The sequence below is a fragment of the Qipengyuania sp. B-5 genome (assembly GCF_056857815.1).
The window spans coordinates 56,552-69,382 of sequence record NZ_JBSXNU010000037.1 but is presented as its reverse complement, the minus strand read 5'-3'; the positions used below and the strand labels follow the sequence as shown (position 1 = coordinate 69,382).

Annotated in this window: 10 protein-coding genes; 2 read left to right on the top strand and 8 right to left on the bottom strand. The window is 60.1% G+C overall.

The window, feature by feature from the left end; genetic code table 11:
* Nucleotides 1–19: 19 nt before the first annotated feature.
* From metH to AC13CE_RS05835, 4 genes are read right to left on the bottom strand one after another with little or no spacing between them, the layout of a single operon-like run.
* Entirely contained in the window at nucleotides 20–2,635 is a 2,616-nt protein-coding gene (metH, locus tag AC13CE_RS05850) for a methionine synthase (protein ID WP_482971833.1), read from the bottom strand.
* Nucleotides 2,635–3,675: a homocysteine S-methyltransferase family protein gene (locus AC13CE_RS05845; RefSeq protein WP_473821546.1), complete on the bottom strand. Its 1,041-nt coding sequence runs from the start codon at nucleotides 3,673–3,675 to the stop codon at nucleotides 2,635–2,637. Before AC13CE_RS05845 ends, metH begins: the two co-directional genes overlap by 1 nt.
* Before the next feature lie 4 nt (nucleotides 3,676–3,679).
* A complete protein-coding gene (metF, locus tag AC13CE_RS05840) occupies nucleotides 3,680–4,600 on the bottom strand; it encodes a methylenetetrahydrofolate reductase (protein WP_482971832.1) in 921 nt (306 codons plus the stop codon).
* Nucleotides 4,597–5,568: an ArsR/SmtB family transcription factor gene (locus AC13CE_RS05835; protein ID WP_482971831.1), complete on the bottom strand. Its 972-nt coding sequence runs from the start codon at nucleotides 5,566–5,568 to the stop codon at nucleotides 4,597–4,599. The genes metF and AC13CE_RS05835 overlap by 4 nt, the downstream gene beginning before the upstream one ends.
* Nucleotides 5,569–5,859: 291 nt before the next feature.
* On the opposite strand from AC13CE_RS05835, the gene AC13CE_RS05830 reads away from it, so the two are divergent.
* Complete coding sequence (locus tag AC13CE_RS05830) at nucleotides 5,860–7,899, top strand: glycoside hydrolase family 3 C-terminal domain-containing protein (protein ID WP_482971830.1); 2,040 nt, start codon at nucleotides 5,860–5,862, stop codon at nucleotides 7,897–7,899.
* Between the two features lie 128 nt (nucleotides 7,900–8,027).
* Here AC13CE_RS05830 and AC13CE_RS05825 read toward each other — a convergent pair whose 3' ends face one another.
* From AC13CE_RS05825 to AC13CE_RS05810, 4 genes are all read right to left on the bottom strand, one after another.
* Nucleotides 8,028–9,452, bottom strand: coding sequence for an aldehyde dehydrogenase family protein (locus AC13CE_RS05825; RefSeq protein WP_221537906.1), 1,425 nt, complete (start codon nucleotides 9,450–9,452; stop codon nucleotides 8,028–8,030).
* A 123-nt stretch (nucleotides 9,453–9,575) separates the two neighbouring features.
* Nucleotides 9,576–9,698 carry a DUF2474 domain-containing protein gene (locus AC13CE_RS05820; RefSeq protein ID WP_221537907.1) on the bottom strand — a complete coding sequence of 41 codons (123 nt, stop codon included), beginning with the start codon at nucleotides 9,696–9,698 and terminating at the stop codon, nucleotides 9,576–9,578.
* Nucleotides 9,698–10,705: a cytochrome d ubiquinol oxidase subunit II gene (gene cydB, locus AC13CE_RS05815; protein ID WP_482971829.1), complete on the bottom strand. Its 1,008-nt coding sequence runs from the start codon at nucleotides 10,703–10,705 to the stop codon at nucleotides 9,698–9,700. The genes AC13CE_RS05820 and cydB overlap by 1 nt, the downstream gene beginning before the upstream one ends.
* Nucleotides 10,695–12,152 (bottom strand): cytochrome ubiquinol oxidase subunit I, encoded by a 1,458-nt coding sequence (locus AC13CE_RS05810; RefSeq protein WP_482971828.1) that lies wholly within the window; start codon nucleotides 12,150–12,152, stop codon nucleotides 10,695–10,697. Before AC13CE_RS05810 ends, cydB begins: the two co-directional genes overlap by 11 nt.
* 218 nt (nucleotides 12,153–12,370) lie before the next feature.
* Here AC13CE_RS05810 and AC13CE_RS05805 point away from each other — a divergent pair, with 218 nt between their 5' ends.
* Entirely contained in the window at nucleotides 12,371–12,715 is a 345-nt protein-coding gene (locus AC13CE_RS05805; RefSeq protein ID WP_482971827.1) for a Pycsar system effector family protein, read from the top strand.
* The last annotated feature ends 116 nt before the right edge of the window (nucleotides 12,716–12,831 follow it).

Here is a 12,831-nt window from a genome sequence, read left to right as displayed (position 1 = left end):
CGCGATTAGCGCAGTGCGGTCAATCCAGATTGGGCCTGAGCCAGCGTTCGGCAGTCGCGATATCCACACCGCGCCGCTGTGCGTAATCCTCCAGCTGGTCGCGGCCGATACGCGCAACTCCGAAATATTGCGCTTCGGGATGGCCGAAATAGAAGCCGCTCACTGCCGCAGTAGGCAGCATGGCATAGTTTTCGGTCAGCTTGAGCCCCGCATTCGTTCCGGCATCGAGCAAATCGAACAGGATGGGCTTCAGGCTATGGTCGGGACAGGCAGGGTAGCCGGGCGCCGGACGGATGCCGCGATACTGCTCCTTGATCAGCGCTTCGTTGGTGAGCTGCTCTTGCGGCGCATACCCCCATAAATCCGTACGGACATGCTGATGAAGCCGCTCGGCAAAGGCTTCGGCAAAGCGATCAGCCAGCGCCTTCAGGAGGATGTCCGAATAATCGTCCTTGTCGGCAAGGAATCGCTTCGAGTGCTCCTCGATTCCGTGGATGCCGACGGCAAAGCCGCCGATCCAGTCGCCCGCCGGATCGATGAAATCGGCCAGGCACATATTCGCCCGGTCGCGGCTTTTCTTCACTTGCTGGCGAAGGAAGGGGAGAACCACATGCTCCTCGCGCTCGGAGAGGTGAAGTGTCACATCGTCGCCGTCGCGCGCGCAGGGCCAGAAACCCGCAACTCCCTTGGCGGTCAGCCATTTCTCGCCGATGATCCGGTCGAGCATCTGGTCCGCATCGTCTTTCAACTGGCGCGCGGTTTCGCCCACCACTTCGTCGTCGAGGATCTTGGGATAGGTTCCGTGCAGTTCCCAGGCGCGGAAGAACGGTGTCCAGTCGATATAGTCGCGCAACTCTGCCAGATCCCAATCTTCGAAAGAGTGGACCCCGGGCTGCAAGGGCGGCGCGGCCTTGTCCGAGAGATAGGCGTCGAAGAAGTTCGCTCTCGCGTCTTCGAGGCTGAGCAGCACGCTCTGTGTCTTGCCTTCGCGCGCCTCCCGTACCTTGGTATAATCGGCGGCGGTGGTCTCGACGAAATCGTTCCGCTGGGTGTCCGACAGAAGCCGGCTGGCCACACCCACAGCACGGCTTGCGTCCAGCACGTGGATCACCGGCCCCTTGTAGGCAGGATCGATGCGCAGCGCGGTGTGTACCTTGCTGGTGGTAGCTCCGCCAATCAGCAGCGGCATGGTCATTTCCGCAGCCTGCATTTCCTCCGCAACGGTGACCATCTCGTCGAGCGAGGGCGTGATGAGCCCGGACAGGCCGATCATGTCTGCCCGGGTTTCGCGCGCGGTTTCGAGAATCTTTGCCCATGGCACCATGACGCCAAGATCGATTACTTCGTAACCGTTACACTGCAGCACGACGCCGACGATGTTCTTTCCAATATCGTGAACGTCGCCCTTGACCGTGGCCATCACGATTTTGCCCTTGGCTTTGCGTTCCTGTTCCGGAAGCAGGTCCTTCTCAGCCTCGATGAAGGGGATGAGGTGAGCGACCGCCTTCTTCATGACGCGGGCGGACTTCACCACCTGGGGCAGGAACATCTTGCCGCTGCCGAACAGGTCGCCGACCACGTTCATACCGTCCATCAGCGGACCCTCGATCACTTCGATGGGCCGGGAAAACTCCTGACGAGCTTCTTCGGTATCGGCCACTACATGCGCGTCGATGCCTTTCACCAGCGCATGTTCGAGCCGCCGCTGGACGGGCCATCCGCGCCATTCTTCCGCGGCCTTCTCGTCCGCCGCGTTCTTGCCGCGATAGCTTTCGGCAAGGTTGATCAGCCTTTCGGTCGCATCCGGGCGGCGCATCAGGATCACATCCTCGCATGCTTCGCGCAGTTCAGGATCGATCTGGTCGTAAACATCCAGCTGGCCAGCATTGACGATTGCCATGTCGAGCCCGGCGGGGATCGCGTGGAACAGGAAAACCGAATGCATCGCGCGGCGCACCGTTTCGTTGCCGCGGAAGCTGAAGCTCAGGTTTGAAAGGCCGCCGCTCGTCTTGGCATGCGGGCAACGCTGCTTGATTTCCTTTACCGCCTCGAGAAAGTCCAAGCCGTAGCGGTCATGCTCTTCGATCCCCGTTGCAACCGCGAAGATGTTGGGATCGAAGATGATATCCTCTGGCGGAAAACCCATACCGGTAAGCAAGTCATAGGCCCGGCTGCAGATTTCGACCTTGCGCTCTTTCGTATCGGCCTGTCCGGTTTCATCGAAGGCCATCACGACAACGGCAGCGCCATAATCCATGCATTTGCGTGCATGTTCGAGGAAAGCTTCCTCGCCCTCTTTCATGCTGATCGAATTGACGATCGGCTTGCCGGAAACGCATTTCAGGCCTGCCTCGATCACGTCCCATTTGGAACTGTCGATCATCACCGGCACGCGCGCGATATCGGGCTCGGCGGCGATGAGCTTGAGGAAGGTCGTCATCGCATGCTCGGCGTCCAGAAGACCCTCGTCCATGTTGACGTCGATCACCTGTGCACCATTGTCTACCTGGTCGCGTGCGACTTCGACGGCGGCTTCGTAATCGTCGGCGAGGATCAATTTCTTGAACCTTGCAGAGCCGGTCACATTGGTACGTTCGCCGATATTGACGAAGCGGGCGGTGGTCAGGTCACTCATCAGGCGGCAATCGTGAAGGGTTCAAGTCCGGCGAGGCGCATATCCGGGCCGATACTGGGTGGCTTTCGTGGCGCGATGCCGGCGACGGCCTTCGCCATCGCGGCAATATGTTCGGGGGTAGAGCCACAACAGCCTCCAAGCGCGTTGATCCGGCCACCGTCGGCCCAGACCTTGGTGAGCGCGGCGGTCGTTTCCGGCAGTTCGTCATACTCGCCAAGATCATTGGGCAGGCCGGCGTTCGGATAGGCCATCAGATAGGCATCGGCGATGTCGGAAAGTATCTGGACGTGCGGCCGCAATTGCTCAGCGCCGAAACTGCAATTGAGGCCGATCGTAAGCGGCTTCGCGTGTCGCACGGTATACCAGAAAGCTTCGACGGTATGTCCGGAAAGATTGCGCCCTGAAAGGTCGGTAAGGGTAAGCGAAATCATCAGCGGGATGTCGCGCTCAAGCTCGCGTTCCAGCTGCTTCACCGCCATGATCGCCGCCTTGCAGTTGAGCGTATCGAATACGGTTTCGATCAGGATGAAATCTGCCCCGCCCTCGATAAGCGCCCGGGACTGCTCGACGTAGACCTCCACGATCTCGTCGAAAGTCACTTCGCGAAAGCCCGGGTCCTCGACATCGGGCGACAGTGAAAGCGTCTTGTTGGTCGGCCCGACTGCACCAGCGACAAACCGCGGAATTCCATCGGTGCGAGCGTCGATCGCTTCACGAATTATCTTCGCGGCGGCCACGTTGATGTCGTGGACAAGCCCTTCCGCGCCATAATCCGCCTGACTGATGCGGTTAGCGTTGAAAGTGTTCGTGGCGAGTATATGTGCGCCCGCATCGATATAGCTGTCGCAAATCCGGCGGATGACTTGGGGCTGGGTCAGGTTGACGAGATCGTTATTGCCCTTCTGGTCGGCCTCCAGCCCGGTGTCCCCTGCATAGTCCTCCGGTCCCAGCTTCGCGCGCTGGATCTCGGTGCCGTAGGGCCCGTCCTTGATAAGAATCTGCTTCGCCGCGGCGGCTTCGAATTCGTGTCTCTTGGACATTGATTTACGCTTTCGGTCGCAGGCCGAGCATGTGGCAGATCGCATAGCTCAGCTCGGCGCGGTTGAGGGTGTAGAAGTGGAACTGCCGGACGCCGCCCGCATAGAGACGGCGGCACATTTCGGCGGCGATGGTGGCGCTGACGAGCTGGCGGGCCTCGGGTCTCTCATCCAGACCGTCGAACAGGCCTCCCATCCACTCGGGAATGGCCGTGCCGCAGAGGCCGGACATACGCTGGACCGCCGCGAAACTCAGGACCGGCATGATACCAGGGACGATCTCGCCCTCGATCCCGGCAGCAGCCGCCTTGTCGCGAAAGTCGAAGAAGCATTCCGGCTCGAAAAAGAACTGGGTAATCGCGCGTGTCGCACCCGCATCGAACTTGCGCTTGAGATTATCGAGGTCTGCCTGCCGGTCCGACGAGTCCGGATGCACCTCGGGATAGGCGGCGACCGAGATTTCGAAATCGGCGATCTTCTTCAGTCCGGCAATCAGGTCGGCGGCATTTTCATAACCACCGGGATGCGGAGCATAGCCTTTTGAGCCGCTGGGGGCATCGCCGCGCAGGGCAACGATATGGCGCACGCCTTCCTGCCAGTATTCCCGGGCCACCTGATCGACTTCCTCGCGGGTCGCGTCGACACATGTCAGGTGAGCTGCGGCGGGAATTGCCGTTTCGTTCACGATGCGCCGAACCGCCTGATGGGTGCGCTCGCGCGTCGAACCGCCTGCTCCGTAAGTCACCGAGAGAAAGCGCGGATCCAAAGGGGCGAGCGTCTGGACACTCTGCCACAGCGTCTCGCCCATCTTTTCGGTCTTTGGCGGGAAGAATTCGAAGCTGACCTCGATGTCGCCGGGCAAACCGGAGAAAAGCGGTCTTTCCAGTGCCCGCTGCGCTTCGCGCATCTGGTCGAGAGTGGGGCTCATCCAACTGTCCTTTCCGAACCGCGCCGGCGGTTGCACACCCAGATCTTTACGCCGATCTCACCATCGTCGAGCGAGATCGGCTCTCGCGGTTCGAAGCCCGCATCATCGAGTAGTTCATGCATATGGCCGTCGGCGAAGCCGAGCCGGGCATGGGCGTGCTTCTCACGAAGCTCCTCCCGCTGGTGAGCGGCGAAATCGACGATCGCAATTCGCCCGCCTGCCCGGGTCACCCTCGCCGCCTCGCACAGAGCGGCTGCCGGACTGGTCGCAAAATGCAGCACCTGGTGGAACAGGACGGTGTCGAAACTGTCGGGCGCAAAGGGCAGGCTTGCGAAGTCCCCCTGCATAACCTCGACCCGGGCGGCAGGGAGATGTTGTAGCTTGGCGCGGGCCAGCCGCAGCATGGCAAGGCTCTTGTCGAGAGCGACGATGTGATCTGCCTTGTCGGCGAAGAGTTCGGCCATCCGTCCCGTACCGGTTCCGATATCAAGAAGGCGGCCCAGCGCCCTTTCCTCGAGCGCTTCGGCGAGCGCTGCTTCGACCAGTTCATCGGAAGAGTGCAGGCGCCGCAATTCATCCCAGTCATGGGCATGATCGGCGAAATACTCCTGCGCTTGGGCCTCGCGAGATGCACGGATTTCCGCCAACCTGCGGCGGTCGCTTTCGCATTGCTCACCAAAGTCGCTGTCGAATGCCTCGATCCGGGAAAGAAAGCGCCCAAGGTCGGCCCGGATAGTTGAAGCATCCTCATCGTCGCTCTTTGCGCGCAGAAAAATCCAGCTCCCCTCGCGTCGACGCTCGGCAAGCCTCGCATCGCAGAGGATACCGACATGGCGTGAAACGCGCGGTTGGCTTTGCCCGAGGACCTGAGCAATTTCTCCCACCGCCAACTCCATCGAGCCGAGCAGCCGCATGATCCGCAGGCGCGTCGGGTCCGCAAGGGCACGAAAGATGGTTTCAGTCCGCATCACGCCCGACATATAAAGATATTTTTATGTCCGTAAACGATGGAAGGCAAAGCATTGCTTGCCCCGATGCGAACTGCGGTTTGGCGGCCTCGCTTACCGGATATTCACCATTTCCTCTCATCTTCGTGACTCGCTTGTGATGATCCCGCGCCTCGGCGGTCATCCACCACGCGTGTCGCCGTAGGACGAACATCTGAGTCGGTCACAGCTAGATGGAGGCAACGTGCGCAGTCGAAGTCGGACATTTCTCCTCCAGTCACCCGTACGCCTGGCACCACGAGCGAATATCGGATGATCCAGGCAATCACCGATACGGAATGCCAAAGGCTGATAGCCGATCTGCTGGCATACATGTCTGCAAAGGAAAAGGCGGGCCAGTTGGCAATGCGACCGGCCCCGTTCCCCGGCGATCGCGGTGAAAGGGAGCGTCTCGCCGCTGATATTCGCAAGGGCATGATCGGATCGATCAAGGGAATCCGCGACCGCGAACAGGCCGATTATTTCCAGAATATCGCCCAGACGGAGTCGCGTCTCGGTATACCCCTGCTTTTCCCGGCAAGAACCGGGACTGGGATCGACACGATATTTCCCACTGCGCTCGCTGCAAGCTCGAGCTGGGATATGGAGGCTATCGAGACTTCGGAGGCCGTTATCGCGCAGGAGGCCGAGCGACGCGGCATAAACTGGGCATTCGGTCCCGAGATCGTTCTATCCGATGAGCGTGGAGCACCTTCGGATTCGTGTGGCCAGGACACGCATCTTGCCGCACGCATAGCCGCTGCTCGTATCCGTGGGCTGCAGCAGACGGACGCAAGCGGCGCGTTCGCCTTGCTATCTTGTCTGGATTTGTCCGGCATTATCGCAAGCTATCGACAGGACGACAAACGCACGGGACCGACTGGAGCGCTCGATATTACGCTCGCCGCCATTACGGAGGCAGATGTCGGAGCTATTGCTATCGATGAGCTGGGCGGTGAAGTCCAACATGCGGTAGATACAGCATTTCGGTTCCTTAAAGGGCCCGGGGGCTTCGACGGAATATGGCTTTCCGAATGGGACGATCTGGCGCGCGACTTGACGGGTTCCGGGGTTACCGGCTTGCGCGACGGCATATCGGCGGATTTGCTGGCAACTGCTATCGATCAAGGGCGGATTTCAGCAGAGCGCCTGGATTCTTTGGTCGCACGCGTACTGCGCGCAAAATTCCGTCTTGGCCTGCTTAGGGCCGCCTTGTCGTCCAGCCAGGCCCCGCAGACGAATGACTTGCCGACACCGATCCACAATCGGGAAGCCGCGCTTGAGCTGGCAAGGCGTTCCCCCGTGCTTTTACGCAACGAACCGCAATTGCTACCGCTGGGAATAGATTCTGGCGACGTCCTTCTGGTGGGTCCCGCCGCTTCCGATCGATCCGCGCCTCTCGCCGGACGGGCAGGCATCGCAGCGAGCATTATCGATGGCTTGGAACAGCTCGGAGTGCCGCATCGCTATGTATCGGGCCTTGCGTTGCGCGACGGCGGAGCGGGGCCTGGAGACATGATCGCCGCCGACAATATGGCGATCGGAATGGCGATCGAGGCAGCGAAACGGGCGGGAACGGTCGTGCTGGTTCTCGCCGGCACCGACAAGGGTGAACTCGGAGAAGCGAACGAGCAGTTATTATACGCGCTTTCCGCCGCCAATCCGCGCCTGGTGTTGGTCACCATGGGACCGCGGCCAATCGATCCACGGATTTCGGGAGAATCCCTCCCCTGCATCCTGCATGCCGGCCAGCTGGGAACGATGAGCGGCCACGCCATCGCGGAGTTGCTGACCGGTGAAACGTCTCCGTCAGGAAAATTGTCGCTGGAGATATGCACGCCCGATGGGTCTACATTGCTGCCCTTTGGCCACGGCCTGACCTATGCCGATTTCGCCCTGACCGAATTCTCGATCGAATTGGGGCGGGACACTATCTTCGCCATCGCGCAGCTGCACAATGCAGGCAATTGCGAAGGGACCGAAACCGTACAGCTCTACATCGCGCGCCGGACGACGGACGGCGAAACGCGGCCTCGGCGGATGCCTCTCGTCGATTTCCAGCGTATCCATCTCCGGCCGGGTGAACGGGAAACCCTCACCTTCGAGATCGGTCGCGAGGCGATGGGATCGCATCAACCAGATGGCAGCTTTCGCATCGAGGCCGGAATCTTCGATGCCTTTCTCGGCCTGAGCAGTGAACGGGGAATTGGCGGCGAGATCACCCTTTCGGAGCAGATGGCGCGCACCATGACGGTGCAAGGCGTACACCCCACTCCGACGATAGGTTCGTTCGGCACCCGCAGGCGGGCCTAGCGCCGCCAATCATCGCGCACCCCAAGCAGTGCGAAGTCGCTCCAACATAATCGCCGGAGACATGGTCGATCACGCCTCACTGGCGCATCAGGGCGCGCCTTCGCTCATACCTGTATGGGGAGGGAAGATCAGACCCTGGCGTCGCGCTTTACCGTGATGACCTGAGGATAGGTAAATTCCTTCAGACCATCGATCCCGTACTCCGCGCCGAAGCCCGACTGCTTGTGTCCACCGAACGGCGCCAGCGGGGAAATGTGAAGGAATTCGTTGATCCACACTGTCCCGGTTTCGAGCTGTTCGGCAATTTCCACGCCCTTGTCGGTATCCTTGGTCCAGACTGCACCAGCCAGCCCATATTCCGAATTGTTCGCCCGCTCGATGGCTTCTTCCACCGAGGCGAACTTCATCAGCGGCATGACCGGCCCGAACTGTTCTTCTGCCACGATGCGCGCATCTTCGGGCGGATTGTCGAGGATGGTGATCGGCACGTAGTATCCCGTGCCCGAGGGATCGACATCCCCGCCGGTCAGGAATTCATAGCCCTTGTCCTTGGCATCCTGAATCAGTTCGCAAACGCGATCGAACTGCTTCTTGTTCTGGATCGGGCCGACGCCTGTGCCCTGCTGCGATCCATCACCGACGACAACGCCCTTGGCGTATTCGGCAATGGCCTTGGAAAGATCGTCATAGATGTCTTCGTGGATGTAGATGCGCTTGGCTGCGACGCATATCTGCCCGGCATTGGAAAAGCTCGACCAGAAAAGCTGTTCGGCCACCTTCTCGACATCGGCATCGGGCAGCACGATCGAGGCATCGTTACCGCCCAGTTCCAGCGTAATCCGCTTCAGATCGCCCGCGGCGCCTTCCATGATCTTCTTGCCCGTCGCCGTGGAGCCGGTGAAGGTGATCTTGTCGATATCGGGATGCTCGGTGATAAGCGGACCGAGTTCGTCGGGGCCGGTGATGATATTGACCGTTCCGGCCGGGACCACGTCCTTGATCAATTCTGCAATGCGCAAGGTGGTAAGCGGCGTGAAAGGCGATGGCTTCAGCACGATGGTGCAACCCGAAATCAGTGCGGGCACGATTTTCTGGATCGCCATCATGACGGGGAAATTCCACGGCACGATGCCGCCGACGACGCCAACCGGTACGCGGCGCGTACGGCTGAGGCGTGTGTCGTCATCCTGGTTGATCACATCGTCGAGCGTGAGCGTCGATTGCGCTGCGGCCAGTCCGGCAGCGCCGTAAATCTCCTGCTGCGCCTGTGCATGCGGCTTTCCCTGCTCGGTGGTCAGCAGGCGGAACAGCTCGTCGGCATTATCCTTGATCACGCCGGCGATGCCCTGCACGACCTTCTGGCGTTCTTCCGCGCTGGTCTTGCGCCAGGTCTTGAATGCGCGCCGGGCGGCAGAGACTGCGCGGTCGAGTTCGTCCTTTCCGCAAGCAGGCGCGAGACCCACGACCTGCTCGTTAGCTGGATTCACGACTTCGAAAGTCTGTCCGGCAGTAACCATCTCGCCGTCTATCAAATTGGCATAGGTCTTCGTCATGGGTCTCTCCTCAATATGCAGATTCGGTTGCGGAGAGAAACGTAATGGCTCGCAGCGGAATCACAAACTCCAATCAACATGCGAAGCATCGAAGCTTGACCGGTGGCTATTGAATCGCGTCAGTCAGAGCCCGAGCCATGTCCGGATCAGCAGCGCCACCACACCAAGGACGGCGACACTGGCGAGCCAGATGACGGCCATCCAACCCAGCCTTTGCCAGAGAGGTTTTTCTTCGGGACGCGTCATCAATGATAGCCCTCGTCCGCGACCTTGCCGCGGAAAACCCAATAGGCCCATGCCGTATAGGCGATGATCAGCGGCATGGTGATCGCAACTCCGATCAGCATGAAAACCTGGCTACGCTCGGGCGCAGCGGCATCCCAGATAGTCACGGACGGAGGTACGACGTTCGGCCACATCGTAACGCCGAGCCCTGCCATGCCGAAGAAAAAGAGGGCAAGGCTCAACCAGAAGGGCTTGCTATGCCGTTCGACCGACAGAGCGCGCAGCAATGCCAGCGCGATGATGCCGGTCAGGATCGGCACGGGAGCAGCAAAGTAAATCTCCGGTTCGGTTAGCCAACGTTCGGCATACTCCGGGCGCAGGCCGAGATTGTAGAGGCTGACGGCGCCCATCAGGATGAAGGTCATCCAGGCAGCGCGCTTGGCGAGTTTGCGCGCGTGGTTCTGGCTCTCCCCTTCCAGTTTCCATACCAGCCATGTCGCACCCAGCAGCGCATAGCCCGCGACCGTGCCGAACCCGGTCAGCAGGGTGTAAGGCGTGAACCAGTCGAACCAGCTTCCTGCATAGGAGCGATCGACGACTTCGATCCCCTGCAGCAATGCGCCCAGAGTCATGCCCTGCGCCATCGCGGCGACCAGGCTTCCACCGGTAAAGGCCGCATCCCAGTATCGCCGGTGGCCGGGATCACGCCACCGATATTCGAATGCCACGCCGCGAAAGACGAGGCCGAGCAACATGGCGATGATCAGCGGATAGGTGGCGGGAAGGATGACTGCGTAGGCCAGTGGGAAAGCCGCGAACAGGCCTCCCCCACCCAGCACCAACCACGTCTCGTTTCCGTCCCAGACCGGCGCGATCGAATTCATCGCACAGTCGCGTTCCGGTCCCACCTCGAAAGTCGGGAAGAGTATGCCGATGCCGAGATCGAAGCCGTCCATCACGACATAGGCAAACACGGCAAAGGCGATGATGAACGCCCAGATGGTCGTCAGGTCCACGTTAACGGCCATCGGTCGCCTCCTGGTGATCACGCGGCAGGGTGTCGGGATCTTCACCCGGGTTCTGCGTCGGCCCCGGCGTGATGCCCGCGGTCCGGATCGGTCCCTTGTCGCCGCGCTTCACGCCGTACTCGCCCGTGTGCGGCGGCTTGTGCATCAGGTGAAGGATGTACCAGACGCCCGCGCCGAACACGGCGAAATAGACGACGACGAAGGCGAGCAGCGAGGCACCCACAGCAGGAGCATCGAGCGGGCTTGCTGCATCAGCCGTTCGTAACAAATTGTAGATGACATAGGGCTGTCGGCCGACCTCGGTAGTGATCCAGCCTGCGAGGACTGCAACAAAGCCGCTCGGCGCCATGACCAGTGCCGCCTTGTGCAATATGCGCCAATCATAGAGCTTCTTGCGATACCGCGCGAACAGGCTCCATAATCCCAGTCCCAGCATGGCGAAGCCGATGCCGACCATGATCCGGAACGACCAGAAGACGATGCCGACGGGCGGTTCTTCATCGTCGGGTATCGTGTCCAGCCCGGCCAGCGGAGCATTCAGGTCGTGCTTGAGAATGAGCGAGGAAGCCTTCGGAATCTCCAACGCGTAATCCACACGCTTCTCTTCGCTGTTCGGAATGCCGAACAGGATCAGCGGCGCACCATCAGGGTGGCTGTCGAAATGCCCCTCCATCGCCATGACTTTCTGCGGCTGATGCTCGAGCGTATTCAGGCCGTGCATGTCTCCCGCGAATATCTGGATCGGAGCGACGATCGCCGCCATCCACATCGCCATCGAGAACATCTTGCGCGCATGGAGGTTGGCGCGATCCTTTAGCAGGTGCCATGCACCGACCCCGCCTACCACGAAGGCAGTGGTGAGATAGGCAGCGATGACCGTGTGGACGAGGCGATAGGGGAAGCTCGGATTGAACACGATATTCCACCAGCTGTCGCCGGGCAGAAACTGGCCGTTCGCTCCGATTTCATAGCCCACCGGCGTCTGCATCCAGCTGTTGACCGACAGTATCCAGAACGCGCTGATAAAGGTCCCCACCGCAACCATCAGCGTAGCTGCGAAGTGCAGTTTCCTGCCAACCTTGTTCATGCCGAACAGCATGACCCCCAGGAAACCTGCCTCGAGGAAGAAGGCGGTCAGCACCTCGTAAGCCATGAGCGGGCCGATGACCGGCCCTGCAATATCCGAGAATTTCGACCAGTTGGTGCCGAACTGGTAGCTCATCACGATTCCGGACACGACGCCCATGGCAAACGTGATCGCGAAAATCTTCAGCCAGTATTTGAACAGGTCGAGATAAAGCTGCCTGCCGGTCTTGAGCCACAGCCCCTCAAGCACCGCGAGATAGCTGGCCAGTCCGATGGAGAAAGCCGGAAAGATGAAATGGAAGCTGACCGTAAAAGCGAACTGAATGCGGGCCAGCAGCAGGGCGTCGAGCTGTTCGAACATGTATCGGCTATAACCCAAATTGAAAGATCGCGCATTGCGAACAGTCGAACTGGTATTCGCTTTGATGCATCTTGATGCATCCCCCTAGGAATGGCTCTCGATGCCGAAAAGCAAGCATCGTCGCAACAGGCAGATGGGTCGGCCTTCCGGTCATCCGTTTTAATGGGACCAAAGCGAATTCAAGATGAATGTGAATTGCCCATATCCATTCGCGAAGCGTGCTCGCGCTGTTTTCCTTCCTCTCTGCGCTGAGCGCGATGATGGCGGTGATGCCGTCGACCCGGGCGGGCCAAGCTGGCCCCGAACGCCAGAACATCCTGTTCTTCGGTGTATTCTCGCGCTTGAGCGAAGAGGAGTTCGCCACCGACGTGCTCGATCGCCTGGAAACCGACGAAGATCTCTATCGCACCATGCTGCGCGACATCTATCAGAACGGGCTAGTGCTCCAGCACCGCAAATATCGCTATCTCGGCATCGCCTACCGCATCTTCATGGTCGGCCTCGTGCTGACTCTGGCCGTGTTCCTGTTCGAAAGCAGTGACCTGCTCGCGCGCCTGTTTTAGGGTTCCCTCTGGGAGTAACATCTCCGACCCACACGGGGATTAGACGTCAAGCTGCCACTACCACGCGACGCAGATCCTAGCCGAGCCTGATCAAACTCACATTTAATTGCCGCGGT